15 protein-coding genes are annotated in these 15,918 nt (G+C 72.3%); 10 read left to right on the top strand and 5 right to left on the bottom strand.

Features of this window, described 5'->3' with window-relative positions; genetic code table 11:
* Positions 1-38: 38 nt before the first annotated feature.
* A complete protein-coding gene (trhA, locus tag ACZ4MU_RS07075; protein WP_467871958.1) occupies positions 39-719 on the bottom strand; it encodes a PAQR family membrane homeostasis protein TrhA in 681 nt (226 codons plus the stop codon).
* Between the two features lie 271 nt (positions 720-990).
* On the opposite strand from trhA, the gene ACZ4MU_RS07070 reads away from it, so the two are divergent.
* The 7 genes from ACZ4MU_RS07070 to ACZ4MU_RS07040 all read left to right on the top strand — a co-directional run bounded on the left by ACZ4MU_RS07070 (position 991) and on the right by ACZ4MU_RS07040 (position 8,469).
* Positions 991-2,826, top strand: coding sequence for a phosphoenolpyruvate carboxykinase (GTP) (locus tag ACZ4MU_RS07070; RefSeq protein ID WP_467871956.1), 1,836 nt, complete (start codon positions 991-993; stop codon positions 2,824-2,826).
* Positions 2,827-3,135: 309 nt separating this feature from the next.
* Positions 3,136-4,119, top strand: coding sequence for a serine/threonine-protein kinase (locus ACZ4MU_RS07065; RefSeq protein WP_467871953.1), 984 nt, complete (start codon positions 3,136-3,138; stop codon positions 4,117-4,119).
* Positions 4,106-4,564 carry a hypothetical protein gene (locus tag ACZ4MU_RS07060; RefSeq protein ID WP_467871950.1) on the top strand — a complete coding sequence of 153 codons (459 nt, stop codon included), beginning with the start codon at positions 4,106-4,108 and terminating at the stop codon, positions 4,562-4,564. Before ACZ4MU_RS07065 ends, ACZ4MU_RS07060 begins: the two co-directional genes overlap by 14 nt.
* Before the next feature lie 151 nt (positions 4,565-4,715).
* The gene (locus ACZ4MU_RS07055; RefSeq protein WP_467871947.1) at positions 4,716-5,720 is read left to right on the top strand and encodes a hypothetical protein; all 1,005 of its coding nucleotides are present in this window, start codon (positions 4,716-4,718) and stop codon (positions 5,718-5,720) included.
* 37 nt (positions 5,721-5,757) lie between these two features.
* A complete protein-coding gene (locus ACZ4MU_RS07050; RefSeq protein WP_467871944.1) occupies positions 5,758-6,525 on the top strand; it encodes a vWA domain-containing protein in 768 nt (255 codons plus the stop codon).
* A gap of 37 nt (positions 6,526-6,562) precedes the next feature.
* Positions 6,563-7,327: a PP2C family serine/threonine-protein phosphatase gene (locus ACZ4MU_RS07045; RefSeq protein ID WP_467871941.1), complete on the top strand. Its 765-nt coding sequence runs from the start codon at positions 6,563-6,565 to the stop codon at positions 7,325-7,327.
* Positions 7,324-8,469: a hypothetical protein gene (locus tag ACZ4MU_RS07040; RefSeq protein ID WP_467871938.1), complete on the top strand. Its 1,146-nt coding sequence runs from the start codon at positions 7,324-7,326 to the stop codon at positions 8,467-8,469. Before ACZ4MU_RS07045 ends, ACZ4MU_RS07040 begins: the two co-directional genes overlap by 4 nt.
* A gap of 347 nt (positions 8,470-8,816) precedes the next feature.
* Here ACZ4MU_RS07040 and ACZ4MU_RS07035 read toward each other — a convergent pair whose 3' ends face one another.
* Together ACZ4MU_RS07035 and ACZ4MU_RS07030 are read right to left on the bottom strand one after the other, a co-directional pair.
* Positions 8,817-9,191: an SCO4983 family protein gene (locus tag ACZ4MU_RS07035; protein WP_467871935.1), complete on the bottom strand. Its 375-nt coding sequence runs from the start codon at positions 9,189-9,191 to the stop codon at positions 8,817-8,819.
* Between the two features lie 97 nt (positions 9,192-9,288).
* A complete protein-coding gene (locus tag ACZ4MU_RS07030) occupies positions 9,289-10,500 on the bottom strand; it encodes a pyridoxal phosphate-dependent aminotransferase (protein ID WP_467871932.1) in 1,212 nt (403 codons plus the stop codon).
* 627 nt (positions 10,501-11,127) lie between these two features.
* Between ACZ4MU_RS07030 and ACZ4MU_RS07025 the strand changes: the two genes are divergently transcribed.
* Positions 11,128-13,056, top strand: coding sequence for an alkyl sulfatase dimerization domain-containing protein (locus ACZ4MU_RS07025; protein ID WP_467871929.1), 1,929 nt, complete (start codon positions 11,128-11,130; stop codon positions 13,054-13,056).
* Here the strand turns inward: ACZ4MU_RS07025 and ACZ4MU_RS07020 are convergent.
* Positions 13,023-13,271: a DUF397 domain-containing protein gene (locus tag ACZ4MU_RS07020; RefSeq protein ID WP_467871927.1), complete on the bottom strand. Its 249-nt coding sequence runs from the start codon at positions 13,269-13,271 to the stop codon at positions 13,023-13,025. The two genes, ACZ4MU_RS07025 and ACZ4MU_RS07020, sit on opposite strands and share 34 nt — an antisense overlap.
* Positions 13,268-14,083, bottom strand: coding sequence for a helix-turn-helix domain-containing protein (locus ACZ4MU_RS07015; protein WP_467871925.1), 816 nt, complete (start codon positions 14,081-14,083; stop codon positions 13,268-13,270). The genes ACZ4MU_RS07020 and ACZ4MU_RS07015 overlap by 4 nt, the downstream gene beginning before the upstream one ends.
* Positions 14,084-14,177: 94 nt before the next feature.
* On the opposite strand from ACZ4MU_RS07015, the gene ACZ4MU_RS07010 reads away from it, so the two are divergent.
* Together ACZ4MU_RS07010 and ACZ4MU_RS07005 are read left to right on the top strand one after the other, a co-directional pair.
* A complete protein-coding gene (locus tag ACZ4MU_RS07010) occupies positions 14,178-14,603 on the top strand; it encodes an ATP-binding protein (protein WP_467871922.1) in 426 nt (141 codons plus the stop codon).
* Positions 14,604-14,657: 54 nt separating this feature from the next.
* Complete coding sequence (locus ACZ4MU_RS07005; protein WP_467871919.1) at positions 14,658-15,899, top strand: FG-GAP-like repeat-containing protein; 1,242 nt, start codon at positions 14,658-14,660, stop codon at positions 15,897-15,899.
* Positions 15,900-15,918: the final 19 nt, after the last annotated feature.

Below are 15,918 nucleotides of genomic sequence, written 5' to 3'. Positions count from 1 at the left end.
ACCGTCAAGTGACAGTAACTCTCAAAAGATGGTTACGGTCAAGCGTGCTGGTAGGCGACCAGCGAGATGCCGATGTAGTGGACGATGAAGGCGGCCAGCGTCAGGGAGTGGAAGACCTCGTGGAAGCCGAAGTAGCGCGGCGAGGGGTTCGGGCGCTTGAGGCCGTAGATCACACCGCCCGCGCTGTAGAGCAGCCCGCCGACCACGATCAGGACGAGCACCGCGACACCGCCGGTGTGCAGGAAGTCGGGGAGGAAGAAGACCGCCGCCCAGCCCATCGCTATGTAGCAGGGCGTGTAGAGCCAGCGCGGGGCGCCGACCCAGAAGACGCGGAACGCGATGCCGGCCAGCGCCGCCGCCCACACCGCCCAGAGCAGCACGCGTCCGCTGGAGTCCGGGAGCAGCAGCAGGGTGAGCGGGGTGTAGGTGCCCGCGATGATCAGGAAGATGTTGGCGTGGTCGAGCCGGCGGAGGATCGCCTCGCCGCGCGGTCCCCACTCCCCCCGGTGGTAGAGGGCGCTGACACCGAAGAGCAGGCAGGCGGTCAGGGCGTAGATCCCGCAGGCGACGCGCCCGCGGGTGGAGTGGGCCAGCGCGGTCAGTGCGAGGCCGGAGACCACGGCCGCCGGGAACATCCCCGCGTGCAGCCAGCCGCGGAGTTTGGGCTTCAGCGGCCCGGTCGGCGCGAGGTCCGTCACCTGATCAGTCATGTCCCGCATGCTACCTACGCCTCCGTAAGTTACGGATAGGGGCGGCCCGTAACCGTATGTCCCGAACACCTACCCGGAGGGGTAGATCCGGTGTCGAGTGGCGATGCTCACGTGAGAGTGCCTCTGGACATATGGGCGAGAGGCACGGATGATCAGATGAGTGCGGTCGGCACCGGATGAGCGCCAGGTAACACCGAAGCGTCCGGGTCGCAGCCCCCACGGGGCAACGAACGAAGAGACCCTCACCAGGGAATCACCGAACCCTCTACAAGGAGCGATCGTGGCGCGCGACATCGCGGCTCCCCTTCCCGTCCCGACCAACCACCAGGAACTGATCTCCTGGGTAGACGAGATCGCGGCCATCACCCAGCCGGACCGGGTGGTCTGGTGCGACGGTTCCGAGGCCGAGTACGAGCGCCTGTGCGAGGAGCTCGTCGCCCGGGGGACGTTCAAGAAGCTCGACCCGATCAAGCGCCCGAACTCCTACTACGCGGCGTCCGACCCGACCGATGTCGCCCGGGTCGAGGACCGCACCTTCATCTGCTCCGAGAAGGAGGAGGACGCGGGGCCGACCAACCACTGGAAGGCTCCGGCGGAGATGAAGGAGATCTTCGCGGGTGAGAAGGGGATCTTCCGGGGCTCGATGCGCGGCCGCACCATGTACGTCGTGCCCTTCTGCATGGGCCCGCTCGGCTCGGACCTCTCCGCCATCGGCGTCGAGATCACCGACTCCGCGTACGTCGCCGTCTCCATGCGCACCATGACCCGTATGGGGCAGCCGGTTCTCGACGAGCTCGGCACCGACGGCTTCTTCGTCAAGGCCGTCCACACGCTCGGCGCGCCGCTGGCCGAGGGCGAGGCCGACGTGCCCTGGCCCTGCAACTCCACCAAGTACATCTCGCACTTCCCCGAGACCCGCGAGATCTGGTCCTACGGCTCCGGCTACGGCGGCAACGCGCTGCTCGGCAAGAAGTGCTACGCGCTGCGCATCGCCTCCGTGATGGCGCGCGACGAGGGCTGGCTCGCCGAGCACATGCTGATCCTCAAGCTGACCCCGCCGCAGGGCGAGCCGAAGTACGTCGCCGCCGCCTTCCCCAGCGCCTGCGGCAAGACCAACCTGGCCATGCTGGAGCCCACGATCTCCGGCTGGACCGTCGAGACCATCGGCGACGACATCGCGTGGATGCGGTTCGGCGAGGACGGCCGGCTGTACGCGATCAACCCCGAGGCCGGGTTCTTCGGCGTCGCGCCCGGCACCGGTGAGCACACCAACGCCAACGCGATGAAGACCCTGTGGGGCAACTCCGTCTTCACCAACGTCGCGCTCACCGAGGACGGCGACGTGTGGTGGGAGGGCATGACCGAGGAGCCGCCCGCGCGTCTGACGGACTGGAAGGGCAACGCCTGGACGCCGGAGTCCGAGACCCCGGCCGCCCACCCCAACGCCCGCTTCACCGTCCCGGCCGGCCAGTGCCCGACGATCGCCCCCGAGTGGGAGGACCCCAAGGGCGTCCCGATCTCCGCGATCCTCTTCGGCGGCCGCCGCGCCTCCGCCGTGCCGCTGGTGACCGAGTCCTTCGACTGGAACCACGGCGTCTTCCTCGGCGCCAACGTCGCCTCCGAGAAGACCGCCGCCGCCGAGGGCAAGGTCGGCGAGCTGCGCCGCGACCCGTTCGCGATGCTCCCGTTCTGCGGCTACAACATGGGCGACTACATGGCCCACTGGGTCAAGGTCGGCGCGAACGCCGCGGCGAAGGGGGACGCCGCCAAGCTGCCCAAGATCTACTACGTGAACTGGTTCCGCAAGAACGACGCGGGCAAGTTCGTGTGGCCCGGCTTCGGCGAGAACAGCCGCGTCCTGAAGTGGATCGTGGAGCGCCTCGAAGGCAGGGCCGAGGGCGTCGAGACCCCGATCGGCGTCCTGCCGACGAAGGAGTCCCTGGACACCGACGGTCTGGACCTGGCCGAGTCGGACCTGGAGTTCCTCCTCGAGGTGGACACCGAAGTCTGGCGCGAGGAGGCGGCGCTGATCCCCGACCACCTCAACACCTTCGGCGACCACACGCCCAAGGAGCTGTGGGACGAGTACCGCGCGCTCGTCGCCCGCCTGGGCTGACCCGCCCGCCCGAGACTCGTGGCGGGCTGCCCCGAACACCGCCCTGACCAGTGGGGTCACGACGGTCCGCCACGTTCGCGCCCGGCCCCCGGAGCCCCCTCACGGCTCCGGGGGCCGGCCGCTTTTCCGGACGGCCGCGCCGGTCCCGTCCTCCCGGTCCCGCCCTGCCGGTCCGCTCTCCCGGTCCCGTCCCGGAAGTTTCCCCGGGTGGTTTTTCGCCGGGGTGGCTGCCGGGAGCGGGCGTTGGCGGGACACTCGGTCCCGGAGCGCGTGGGGCCGAACGAGGGGGCGCGGAGGATGCGCACACCGGTGAGTGATCCGCTGCGGGTGGGGCCGTACCGCATCGTGGGGCGGCTGGGGTCCGGCGGGATGGGCTGGGTGTATCTGGGGCGCTCGCCCGCGGGCCGGGCCGTCGCCGTCAAGGTCGTCCGTCCCGAACTCGCCGCCGACGAGGAGTTCCGGCGCCGCTTCGCGCGCGAGGTGGCCGCCGCGCGGCTGGTCGGCGGGGCCTTCACGGCGGCGGTCGTCGACGCCGACCCGGAGGCCGAACTGCCCTGGCTGGCCACGGCGTACGTCCCGGGCCCCGCCCTGTCCGAGGCGGTCGGCTCGGACGGACCGCTCACCGGCGGCCAGGCCCGGCGGCTCGGGGCCGGTCTGGTGGAGGCGCTCCAGGCCATCCACGGCGCCGGGGTCGTCCACCGCGACCTCAAGCCCTCGAACGTCCTGCTCGCCGCCGACGGGCCGCGCGTCATCGACTTCGGCATCTCCATGGTGGCCGGGGCGACCGGGCTGACCCGCGCCGGGACGCTGATGGGCACCCCGCCCTACATGTCGCCCGAGCAGATGACCGGCGCCCGGGTCGGGCCGCCCAGCGACGTCTTCTCGCTCGGCGGGGTCCTCGTCTACGCCGTCACCGGGAACGCTCCGTTCCGCCACGGCGCCGGGGTGGCCTACCGGGTGGTGCACGCCGAGCCCGAACTCGACGACGTACCCGCCGAGTTGCTTCCCCTGGTCCAGGAGTGCCTGGCCAAGCGGCCCGAGGACCGGCCGGGTCTTGACGCGCTGCTGAGCGGGCTGCTCGGCCCGGACGCGGGCAGCGCGCGGGCGCTCACCTGGCCGCCGCCCACCGTGGCCCGCCGCATCCGGGTCCGCACCGGCGAGCTGGACGGCCGACGGGCCGCCGGTGACCGGGCCTCCCTGCCGTCCTGTCTGCTGCTGCACGCGCGGACCCTCCTGGACGCGGGGCTCAGCGACGCCATGGTGATCGAGGCGGTGGGCCGTGCGGCACTCTGAGGGGACACCGGCGGGCGCCGGGGCCGAGCTGGGTGTCCGGTGGCGCCCGCTGGTCCACGCCTGGGCGGCCGGGCGCCACTTCCACTGCGAGGAGGACACCGTCTCCGTCTCGCTGCGCTTCGACCTCGCCGACGCGGGACGGGCCGTCACCGTCCGGTTCATGACCACCACCAAGCTGCTGGTGGCGTTCATGACGGACGGCCGGTTCCTGCGCGGGGACCAGCTGGCGACCGCCGCCGCGGCGGCCAACGCGTGGAACACCGAACAACTGGTCCCGATGCTGTCGGTGTGGGACGTACGGGGGCCCAGGCCCTGTATCGCCGGGGTCTGCACCCTGCCGCTCAACTGCCGGATGGCCCAGCCGGAATTCGATTCCCTGGCGGGCGACTGGGTGGAACAGGCGAGGCAGATGTTCCTCCGGTGCCATCAGGTGTTCCAGCTGTAGAAAGAGTTTTCGGTTACCGCCCGGGAGCGGTCCCGAAAAGGCCGCGGAAATGCCCGGGAACAGCCCCGGAATGGCCAAAGCCCTTACGCACGGCGGCCGGTGGCGCCATATTTGCGATGTGCTTTTCCGGGGGACGGGGAGGTATTCACCCATGGCGCAGCTGTGTGGTCCGCGCGGTGCGCGGCGGGCGGGGGCGACGGCCGCGCTGCTGGCCGCGGCCCTGTTCGCCGCGGCCCTTCCGGCCGCCGCCGGTGACGGGTCCTGCTCGGGGAAGCTGGCCGAGCGGCTGGGCTGCTGGGCCGGGCGGGTGGACGCCCAGGACCCGGCCGTGCTCGTCACGCTGCACCGGCCGCTGGCGCTCGACGGCAAGGCCGCCGACTGGAAGCTCTCCCAGCGCAAAGCCGCCTTCGACCGCGGCCCGCTGGTCCTGACGGTCCCGGCCGGGCATCCCACCGGCGCGGGCGGCACCCTGCTGCTCGTCCTCGCCGGGGACCGGCTCGTCGACCCGGACGCCGAGATCACCCGGCTCGACGGCAGGACGCTGGACGCGCTGCGCGAGGCGGGCGTCTGCGAGAGCGGACTGTGCGAGCTCGTCGCCGACGGCAAGAAGGCCAAGCCCCTGCACGGCCAGGACCTCCTGGACGCGAAGCTCGCCGCCGAGCTCGGCCGCAACTCCGACAGCGTCGGCGGCGCGGACGACGGCTCCTCGCTGCTCGTCCCCCTGCTCGGCACCGCCACCCTGCTGCTGCTCCTGATGGCCGCGCTGGTCTACGCGGTCCGCCGCTCACGCGGCCCGCGCCCGGCGTATGCCGTGCCGGCCGGGGCGGGCCCGTCGGCCGTGCCCGCCGCCCGTACGCGCCCGGCGGGCACCGCCGCCGTACCCGGCAGGCACCGCGCTCCCGGCCGCGAGCCCGGCGGTACGGGAGCGCCGCGCCGTACCGCCGTCGTCCGCACCGCGCTGCACCCGCAGGGGTACGTCGAGCTCGACCAGTGCCTGCGCCGGGCTGTCTGGGCCGAGCCCACCGCGCCCGCGCCCGCCCCCGGCACCCGCGTCGAGGTGAGCGAGGGCCGGGGCGAGGACGCCGGGATCCTGTACGCCCGCACGTACGCCGACGACGGACGCAACGTCACCAGCAGGGCGCCGCACGGCCGGTGAGGCGCGGCGAGGACACCGAAGGACGGGGAGGGGCCAGATGCGCAGGCAGCAGCAGCCACCGAGGACGCTTCCGGCGGAGTACGCCGACATCGAGTTCGAGAACAACGCCCAGCGGCTGCCGCTGGTGCTGTGCCTGGACACCTCCAGCTCGATGGCGGGCCCGCCCATCGACGCGCTGAACCAGGCCCTGAGCGAGTGGACCCGCGAACTCCACGACGACGTCAGCCTCAGCTACAGCGTCGAGGTCGCCGTCATCACCTTCGGCGGCCGGGGCGTCACCGCCTGGCGCGGCGGCCAGCCGCTCGAACCCGGCTCCCCGGTCGGCCCGTTCGTCGCCGCCCACATGTTCGAGCCGCCCCGGCTCGCCGCCTCCGGGGTCACCCTGATGACCGAGGCGCTGGAGCTCGCCATGCACGTGGTCGCCGCCCGCAAGACCGAGCTGCGCTCCCAGGGTCTGCAGTACTACCGGCCGCAGATCTGCCTCGTCACCGACGGCCTGCCGACCGACGGCACCGGCCACATCAGCCGCACCTGGCAGCGGCTCGTCCCCGTCCTCGCCGACGAGCAGGCCGCCCGCCGCTTCCGGCTGTACGCGATCGGCGTCGGCGGCCTGACCGACCTCGCCGAGCAGGTGCTCCAGGCGTACGCGCCGAAGTTCAACGCCCGCCTCCAGGGCTTCCCCTTCCGCCAGCTGCTCCAGATGATGTCGGCGAGCGCCAGCGCCGAGACCAAGGGCGCGGGCGACGAGGTCTTCGAGAAGATCTTCAGCCAGTTCAAGACGCAGCGCCCGGCCTGGGAAGCCTGAGCGGGCCATGGGGACGCGCGCGCACGGGAGCTGGCGGGTGCACGGGCTGAGCGTGGAGGGCTACCGGCACCGCCGGGACGGCGTCCCCTGCCAGGACGCCTGGCGGTGCTCGACGGACGGGCCGGTCACGGTCCTGGCCGTCGCGGACGGCGCGGGCAGCCGGCCGCGCTCCGGCGAGGGCTCCCTGCTCGCGGTCCGCCTCGCCGTGGAGCACTTCTCCCGGCTGCCCGCCCCGTGGGCGGACGGCCCCACCGCGCACCGGCTGCTGCGCCAGGGCTTCCAGCGGGTCGTGGACGGCTTCCTCGACCGTACGGGCGAGGCGGCCGGGGACCACGCCACCACCCTGACCGTGGTGGTCCTCGCGCCCGGGTGGCTGGGGCACGTCAGCGTCGGGGACGGGTTCGTGGTGCTGCGGGCCGGGACGGAGGACGGCGAACGGCAGTTCCACCTCCTGCCGCAGCCCGCCGCCGTGAGCGAGTACAGCAACGAGACGGTCTTCGTCACCACCCCGGAGGCCGCCCGCCGGGTGCGGACCGACTGCGTACGGGACGACGGCGTCGACGGCGTCCTGCTGTCCACGGACGGACTCGCCCAGGCCGCGCTCTCCTGGTCGCAGGGCGCCCCGCAGGTCCCCAACGAGTCCTTCGCCGCGTCGGTGCTGCGCTCGCTCGACACCGGCGGGTGCCTGCCGGACGACGAGGACGACCGCCTCGCCGCGCTGCTCCGCTCCGACCGGCTGACCGCGCTCAATGGTGACGACAAGACCCTGCTGCGGGCGGTACGGGACGGAGGGGGCGGATGAGCGGGCCCGCGCAGGGGCGGACCGTGCTGCTCGGCGGGGTGCCGGTGGTCCTCGCCGCCGAGCCGCTGAAGGGGGGCGGTCAGGCGGCCGTCTACCCCGTGGAGGGCGACGACCACACCGTCGTCAAGCTCTACCGGGAGCCGCCCGGGCCCGAGCAGGAGCGGCGGCTGATCCGGATGCTCACGATGTCCCCGCTCGGCGGGCGCCCCACCGACCGCTCGCAGCGGCCCGAGCTCGCCTGGCCGACCGCGCCCGCGCGGGCGCCGGGCGGCGCGTTCCTCGGATACGCGATGCAGCGGTTCGGGGAGCCCGAACACGTCCAGCTGGTGGGCCTGTTCACGCGTGCCCAGCGCGTGCGGCTCTTCCACGGGCGGGCCGACTGGCGCTTCCTGCTCGGCGTCGCGTGGAACCTGGCGTTCATGACGGCCCGTATGCACCACGAGGGGCTGGTGATCGGGGATTTCTCCAGCAGCAACGTGGTGGTCGACGCGAACGGCTTCGTCACGTTCCTGGACTGCGACTCCATCGCCTTCACCGACGCGGTGACCGGGGAGCTGTTCCCCTGTCTGATGCACACCACGGACTACTCGGCGCCCGAGCGGCAGGCGGGCGGCCCCGCCACCCGGGCCAGCGACGACTTCGCGCTGGCGGTCCTCGTCTACCAGCTGCTGACGGCCGGCAACCACCCCTTCGGGGGAGTGCCGCACGACAGCACGCCGGAGTCGACGGTCCAGGACAACATCGCGGCGAGCATCAGTTACGTGGTGCGGCCCGAGCGGGTCGTGGTGCCTCGGGGGACCGTGGACCCGTCCGTGCTGCCGCCCGAGCTGCTCCAGCTCTCCCGGGCGGCGTTCGGCCCCGGGGTGCTGGATCCCGGGGCGCGGCCTTCGGCGCAGGAGTGGTTGCGGGCGCTGGACCGGGAGCGGGCCCGGGTGCGGGTGTGCCGGGACCGCCCGGGCCACACGTACGGGTCGCACCTGCCGACCTGCCCGTGGTGCGGCCGCGCCGCCCTGACGGGCCACGACGTCTTCACCCCCGGGGCCCCGCCCCCACCCCCCGAACCGTCGTCCGGGGCCCGGACGGCGCTGTTGGTGGGGCTGGTGGTGCTTCTGCTGATCATCCTGGTGCTGGCGGCGGGGTAGGCGTGCGCCTGCGCGCGGGTGGGGGGCCGCGCCGCTGTTCGGCCGGGTGTGCGTGTGCGGGCCGGTGGGCTTCTCGCGCAGTTCCCCGCGCCCCTTCAGGGCCCGGATTTCGGCTGCGGGCCGGTGGGGGCTGGTCGCGCAGTTCCCCGCGCCCCTATAGGGCGCCCCGGAGGGGCGCATTCGAGGGGCGCGGGGAACTGCGCGACCAGCCCACCACGACCCGCGGACGACGACTGGTTTTAGGGGCGCGGGGAACTGCGCGAGCAAACGGCCACCGGGCCGGGCCTCGGCCGGTGGGGATGTGGCACCCGGTCCGCGGACCTCCGCTGCGCGCGGACCGGGGCCGATCAGAGGGCGGCGGCCGCCGCCGAGTGGGCATCCATACGCTCCGCCGCCAGGATCGCCGCCGCAGTGTCCGCGCGCGAGGCGGCCACCACCAGCGCGCGCCCCGCGAGCGCGTGCGCGCGCCCGTGCAGGGCAGGCGCCGCCGCCCGGCTCAGCCCCGCGTGCCGCACCGGCGGATGCCCGCCCCGCAGCCGCGCGACCTGCGACGCGATCGCGTCCCCGGCCTCGGTCAGCCCGAGTTCGTCCGTCACCGCGAGCAGCGCCGCGAGGTGCCCGGCGAGCTGGATGTCCAGCTCCTCCTCACGGGAGCGGCGCGGAACACCGGCGTCGGAGGCCACCGTGCTGTGCACCGACTTCGTCCGGATCGGCTCGTACATGAGAATGACCTCCTTCTGACGCAGGAGGCCATCCTATCTTAGATTCTGTCTAAAGTTGAGTGCGGACCAGCACCTGGCGGGATCCGGATCCCTCCGGCTACATCTGGCTGTAGCCGTCCAGGAAGCTGCCGATCCGGGTCACCGCACCCGCCAGATCCTGCGCCGAGGGAAGCGTCACGATGCGGAAGTGGTCGGGCTCGGGCCAGTTGAACCCGGTGCCGTGCACGACCATGATCTTCTCGGCCCGCAGCAGGTCCAGGACCATCTGGCGGTCGTCCTTGACCTTGTAGACCGCCGGGTCGAGCCGGGGGAAGAGGTACAGCGCGCCCTTCGGCTTCACGCACGTCACGCCCGGGATCTGCGTGAGCAGGTCGTACGCCGTGTCGCGCTGCTCGAGCAACCGCCCGCCCGGCAGCACCAGGTCTTCGATCGACTGGCGCCCGCCCAGCGCCGTGGCCACCGCGTACTGCGACGGCATGTTCGCGCACAGCCGCATGTTGGCGAGGATGGTGAGGCCCTCGATGTACGAGGAGGCGTGGGCCTTGGGGCCGCAGACCGCCATCCAGCCGGAGCGGTAACCGGCCACCCGGTAGTTCTTGGACAGACCGTTGAAGGTCAGCACCATGAGGTCCGGGGCGAGTACGGCCGTCGGCGTGTGCGTGGCGCCGTCGTAGAGGATCCGGTCGTAGATCTCGTCCGAGCAGACGACCAGGTTGTGGCGCCGGGCGATCTCGGTGAGACCCCGCAGCATCTCCTCGTCGTAGACCGCGCCGGTCGGGTTGTTCGGGTTGATGATCACCAGGGCCTTGGTGCGGTCGGTGATCTTCCGCTCGATGTCGGCGAGGTCCGGCATCCAGTCGGCCTGCTCGTCGCAGCGGTAGTGCACGGCGGTGCCGCCGGCGAGGGAGACGGAGGCGGTCCACAGCGGGTAGTCCGGGGCCGGGACCAGCACCTCGTCGCCGTCGTCGAGCAGCGCCTGCATCGACATCTGGATCAGCTCAGAGACGCCGTTGCCGAGGTAGATGTCCTCGACGTCGAGGTCGATGCCCTTGGTCTGGTAGTGCTGCATCACCGCGCGGCGTGCCGAGAGCAGGCCCTTGGCGTCGCCGTAGCCGTGCGCCCCGGAGAGGTTGCGGAGCATGTCCTCCAGGATCTCCGGCGGGCACTCGAAGCCGAACGCGGCGGGGTTGCCGGTGTTGAGCTTGAGGATGCGGTGACCTGCCGCTTCCAGCCGCATGGCTTCTTCGAGAACCGGGCCGCGGATCTCGTAACAGACATTGGCGAGCTTGGTCGACTGGATCACCTGCATGACGGTCACCTTACGGGCGCGTTTCGGGGGACGCGCGGGGTTTGCCCGTGGGGTGGGCCGGTCGGGGGTGCGTGGGCGGATGCCCGGCTTCTATCGGAATGCGGTGCCGGGGGCTGGCCGTGGGATCGCCGGTTGGGGGTGGGGTGGCGGCTTGGATTGTGCCCTTTCCCGGCACGCCGGGTGAGATGCACCACGACGAGCTGCCACCCACCGGCCGTGGCGGGTTGCCCGCACCCCTGTTCGGCCCGGGGTTCCTCTGCGGCCCGGTGGCGGGTTGCTCGCGCCGCCGTTCCCCGCGCCCCTATAACCAGTCGTCGTCTGCGGGCCGTGGCTGGTTGCTCGCGCCGTTCCCCGCGCCCCCTGAAGCGCCCCTTCGGGGCGCCCCGGGATGCCGCGCAGCGGCATTCAAGGGGCGCGGGGAACTGCGCGACCAGCCCCCACCGGCCCGCAGCCGAAATCCGGGCCCTGAAGGGGCGCGGGGAACTGCGCGAGAGGCCCCGCCGCCCCGCACACAAGCCCCGCCCCGCCCCGCCCCACATCTCAGCCACCCACCCCCCTCGCCCCCTTCCAGCCCCCCTCCCCCCAGCGTTACGTTCCCGCCCCGCGACGCCCCCAGGGAGGCAGCCCATGACCAACGGCAGCAACGGCGCGCACGACCACCCCGACGCCCAGCCCCACCCCGTCCCGCCGACCCCGTACGTCCTCCGGACCAACCGCCCCGCCGGGGGACACGGCGTCCCGTCCGACGTCTCCGACTTCCGTAACGCCTCGCAAGGGCTCATCGCCCGGCCGGGCGTGTCCGTGATCCCGGCCCGGGACGGGGGCACTGCCTGGGACTTCGCCCGGTTCGACTTCCTGCGCGACGAGGACGAGATCCCGCCCTCCGTCAACGCGCGCGTCTGGCGCCAGGGCCGGATGAACGCCATGGCGGGCCTCTACCAGGTCACCCGCACGGAGAACGGCGGCGTCCACCAGACCCACCAGATGCACCAGATACGCGGCTACGACCTCGCCAACATGACGATCGTCGGAGGCCGCACCGGACTCGTCGTCATCGACCCCCTCGGCTCCTACGAGACCGCGCAGTACGCCCTCCGCCTCTACCGCGAGACCACCGACGACCACCGCCCCGTCCGCGCGCTCGTCTACACCGCCAGCTGCGTCGACCACTTCGGCGGCTCCCGTGGCCTCTTCGCCGAGCGCGGCGACACCGTCCCCGAGGACCTCGCCGTCCACGCCCCCGACGGCTTCCTCGACGACGCGGTCCGCCGCCACGTCGTGGAGGGCCTCGCCACCGCCTGCCTGGTCGACCACACCTACGGCACCCGTCTGGAGGCGGGACCGTACGGCCTGGTCGACAGCGGCCCCGGCCTCACCGTCTCCACCGGCGAGCCCACCCTCATCCCCCCCACCCACCAGCACTCCGGCGAGGCCGAGGTCGAGGCCGATGGCGTCCGTATGGTCCTCCAGCCCGCCGCGGGCCTCCAGTCCCCGGCCGAGATGAACGTCTACCTCCCCGACCACCACGTCCTCTACCTGACCGCCCCCGGCCTGCTCGGCGGCCTCGGGGACGTACGCGCCCGCCACCTGGACGAGACCCTGAAGGCGTTCGGCGGCGTCGCGGAGATCGTGGCCGGGGCGTACGAGTGGCCCGGCTGGGGCGGGAAGGCCGTCACGGCCCGCCTCGCCGCCCGCCGCGACGCCTGGGTCAGGCGCCAGTCCCAGCCCTCGAACCAGCCGTTCTCCGCCGCCGGCTACGTCGGCACCGCCACCCAGGCCGCCCGTCAGACCTGGCTCCGCCTGCTCGGCCACGAGTTCGTCGCCGCCACCGACGCGGTCGCCGCGACCCCCGCCTGTGCCGCCACCGCCAAGCGGTACGTGGTGGCCCTCGGCGGCGCCGAGGAGGTACTGGCCACCGCGCGCGCGGAGTACGACGCGTCCACGCCCCGCTACGAGCGGGTCGTCGAACTCCTCGACCACGTGCTGGCCGCCGCCTGCGACCCGGCGACGGTCCCGCCCGCCGTCCTGGAGACCGCCACCTCGCTGCAGGCCCTGGCGCTGACCCAACTGGGCTACCTCGCCGAGTACGGCCCACTGCGCAACGCCTATCTCACGGCCGCCCAGGACCTCCGCCCCGGCCCGCGCCCGCCCGGCGCCCGCCCCGTCGTCGGCGACCTGGTGCACCACGCCAACCCCGCCCAGTACTTCGCGGCCCTCGCCGCCCGCCTTGACGGCCCGAGCGCGGCCGAGCTGCGCGATCCGGTCGTCCTGCTGTGGACCTTCACCAACACCGGCCAGTCGGGCGTCACGGTGCTGCGCGACGGCGTCCTCGTCTACACCGACACCCGCGGCGACACCATGCCGCCGGGCGTGGACAAGCCGCACGCCACGATCGTGCTGACGCGCGACACCCTGGACCGGCTCCTGGCGTCCGGCCCGGACTTCGCCGCGAACTTCGACGACGCCGTACGCGCGGGCCGCGCCCAGATCGACGACCGCGGCCCGGCGGACCGGGTGTTCCGCTATCTGCTCCCGGCTATCCCGGTCGTGAACTGAGCCCAGGCGGCGGCGGGGACGGAGAACGTCGGGCTGTCCCCGCCGAGCTTGGAATCGCGTACGTGGACGGTGTGGGGGCAGGCGGCGACCTCGACGCAGGCGCCGCCCTGGTCATCGCTGTGGCTGGACTTCCGCCAGGCCAGGGCGACTTCGACGCACTCCCCGCCCTGGTCGTCGCTGTAACTGGACTTGAACCATACGAGCTGGTCGCTCATAGCTCCTCCGCCAATTTGCTGATGAACTCCGCCGACTCCTCGACGCTGAGGGCGTGCATGCGGATCATGCCATGGCGTTGGGTCAACTCACTGACCTTGACGGGATCTGTGTAAAGCGCGCTGGTCGTCTGGGCTTCTGTGTACGCGTAACACTCGTGGTCGGGAGTCTCCAACAGGACTACGGACCCAGTAAGGGCAAGACCGCTGCACCGGCCCATCGGAACCACCTGCACCGACACATTGCGCAACTTGGCAGCTTCCAAGATGTGGTGCAGTTGACGCCGCATGCATTCACGGTCTCCGACCATGGTGCGCAAGGCGGCCTCGTACATGGTGAAGCCGAACATTACCGACGGTCGCGCACGCAGCGCGTCCTGCCTGCGAAGCCGGGCATTCACGCGCTCCTCCACTGTCTCGTCATCCAGCGGCGGGCAACTCTCACTGATCAGAGTCCGCGCGTACTCCTCCGTTTGCAGCAATCCCGGAACGAGCAGGGGCTGATACGAGTGGATGGCGATCGCCTCCGCCTCGGCCTGCATGTACTCCTGCGACCGCGCAGGGAACGGCTCAGGCTTCAGATACTGGTTCGCCGCCAGCAACTTCCCCTGCGCCCCGCACATCTGATCGGCCACTGTCAGCAGCCGCAGAGTAGGCTTGCGGCGGCCGTTCTCCATCGACTTGACGTACTCGTACTGGTAATCCGCCGCCTTGCAGAGGTCGTTGCGGGATACACCGGCGCTCTCCCGCCAGAGCTTCACCTGGTCGCCGCAGTAACGCCACGCGATCGGCGGCAGGGAAGTCGGCTCGGTCATTGAACCCGCCCTTCGGGTACCTCGCGGGTACGGCCGGGAATGTACCCACTTTGATACTCCCTGAGGCTATGCCAGGCCCAGCACGGTATGAGCCATGGATCGCACAACTTCCCCCCTTCCGAAGGATGTTGCATGGCGGCTCCCTTGCGGGCCCCGCAGTGTCTCGCGCGCGCGAGCACTGCTCGCGGAGCAGGCGCGCGCCTGGAAGATCCCCGACGAACCGGCCGCCACCGCCGTCCTGCTCCTCAGCGAGCTGATGACGAACGCCGTGCGCCACGCGCGCGTGCCCGTCGGCCGCGAGATCGTCGCCCGGTGCGTGCTCGGCGGGGACCTCTTCCGGGTCGAGGTGATCGACGCGAACGCCGCGCTGCCGTGTCCGAGGGCGGCCGGTCCGGACGACGAGTCGGGGCGGGGGCTCGCGCTGGTGGAGGTGCTGTCCGACGCCTGGGGCGCCCACCCGCGGCCGTACGGGATCGGCAAGACGGTCTGGTTCGAACTGATCGTCGGCGGAGGGCTATGATCCGCTGACTTTCCACAGCATTCGCACACACCCGGGGGGAACCGCGTGCGTTCCATGTCTTCACGCCTCGTACGCGGCGGGCTCGCGGCCGCCGTCACCGCAGGACTGGCGGCCACCGTCACCACCGTCACCACCGCGCCCGCCCAGGCCGCGAGCGGCTACGACCGCTGTGCCTACGGCAAGCTGTGTGTCTTCAGCGACCCGATGGGCCGGGGCGACATGCTGATCGTCACCGGGTCCATGCTGCGGCTCGGGTCCTGGGACAACCGCATCAGCTCGTTCGCGAACTACACCGACATGCCGGTCTGCTTCAACAGCGAGCCGGACCTGGACGGCGACCCGGGGCGGGCCAGGGCCACGCACTACTACTCCGCCCAGGTGTCCTTCGACGAGAGCTCCCGGCCGGACCTCGACAACAGCGTCAGCTCGCTCGACCTGGACCGCGAGGCGGACTACTTCTGCGGTACCGAGGGACGTTTCCCGACGTACTCGGGCGACTTCGAGAGCAAGCCGCGTCCGGCCGGGCAGCCCGCCGCGGCCGCGTTCGGTGACGCGGACGGCGACGGCTTCGGCGACCTCTACGCGCGCGACGCGTTCGGGCGGCTGTGGACGGACCACTCCTACGTGAGCAACAGCCGCAACCGCCTCGTGGGCGGCGGCTGGAACGCGATGACCCGGCTCACCCGGCACGGCGACTACAACGGCGACGCCAAGGAGGACGTGTTCGCCCGGGACCGCTCGGGCGTCCTGTGGTTCTACCCGGGCCGGGGTGACGGCACCCTCGGCGACCGCGTCAGGGTCGGCGGCGGCTGGAACGCCATGGCCGACCTGACCGCCGCCGGGGACCTGACCGGTGACGGCCGCGCCGACCTGCTCGCCGCCGACACCGCCGGCACCCTGTGGACGTACCCCGGCGACGGGCACGGCACCTTCGGTGACCGCCGGAAGGTCGGCGGGGGCTGGAAGGTCATGAACGAGCTGGTCGGGGCCGGTGATATGAACGCCGACCAGCGCTCCGACCTGGTGGCCCGGGACACCGCGGGGAAGCTGTGGTTCTACCCCGGCACCGGGCGCGGCACGTTCGGCGACCGCAAACTCATCGGCACCGGCGGCTGGAACGGGCTCACCGAGCTGGCGGGCGTCGGCGACGTCACCGGCGACGGCCACCCGGACCTGCTCGCGCACGCGCCGGGGCAGAAGGAGCTCCGCGTCTACCCGGGCACGGGCGCGGCGGACGGCGGTCTGCGGGCGCCCCGGCAGTACGCCCAGGCCCGCGCCACCCACTTCGTCCTCTGACCTCTCGGGTCCACTGATC

This window comes from Streptomyces sp. NPDC026377, from assembly GCF_055567715.1.
The sequence above is the reverse complement of the archived record's forward strand: the minus strand, read 5'-3'. Positions and strand labels throughout refer to the sequence as shown.

What these genes read in the sequence shown, in the direction of transcription:
- ACZ4MU_RS07025 (WP_467871929.1), top strand. Translation starts at nt 11,128, where the DNA reads ATGACCAACGGCAGCAACGGCGCGCACGACCACCCCGACGCCCAGCCC.
- ACZ4MU_RS07005 (WP_467871919.1), top strand. Translation starts at nt 14,658, where the DNA reads ATGTCTTCACGCCTCGTACGCGGCGGGCTCGCGGCCGCCGTCACCGCA.
- ACZ4MU_RS07015 (WP_467871925.1), bottom strand. Translation starts at nt 14,083, where the DNA reads ATGACCGAGCCGACTTCCCTGCCGCCGATCGCGTGGCGTTACTGCGGC.
- ACZ4MU_RS07020 (WP_467871927.1), bottom strand. Translation starts at nt 13,271, where the DNA reads ATGAGCGACCAGCTCGTATGGTTCAAGTCCAGTTACAGCGACGACCAG.
- trhA (WP_467871958.1), bottom strand. Translation starts at nt 719, where the DNA reads ATGCGGGACATGACTGATCAGGTGACGGACCTCGCGCCGACCGGGCCG.
- ACZ4MU_RS07040 (WP_467871938.1), top strand. Translation starts at nt 7,324, where the DNA reads ATGAGCGGGCCCGCGCAGGGGCGGACCGTGCTGCTCGGCGGGGTGCCG.
- ACZ4MU_RS07030 (WP_467871932.1), bottom strand. Translation starts at nt 10,500, where the DNA reads ATGCAGGTGATCCAGTCGACCAAGCTCGCCAATGTCTGTTACGAGATC.
- ACZ4MU_RS07010 (WP_467871922.1), top strand. Translation starts at nt 14,178, where the DNA reads ATGGATCGCACAACTTCCCCCCTTCCGAAGGATGTTGCATGGCGGCTC.
- ACZ4MU_RS07050 (WP_467871944.1), top strand. Translation starts at nt 5,758, where the DNA reads ATGCGCAGGCAGCAGCAGCCACCGAGGACGCTTCCGGCGGAGTACGCC.
- ACZ4MU_RS07035 (WP_467871935.1), bottom strand. Translation starts at nt 9,191, where the DNA reads ATGTACGAGCCGATCCGGACGAAGTCGGTGCACAGCACGGTGGCCTCC.
- ACZ4MU_RS07055 (WP_467871947.1), top strand. Translation starts at nt 4,716, where the DNA reads ATGGCGCAGCTGTGTGGTCCGCGCGGTGCGCGGCGGGCGGGGGCGACG.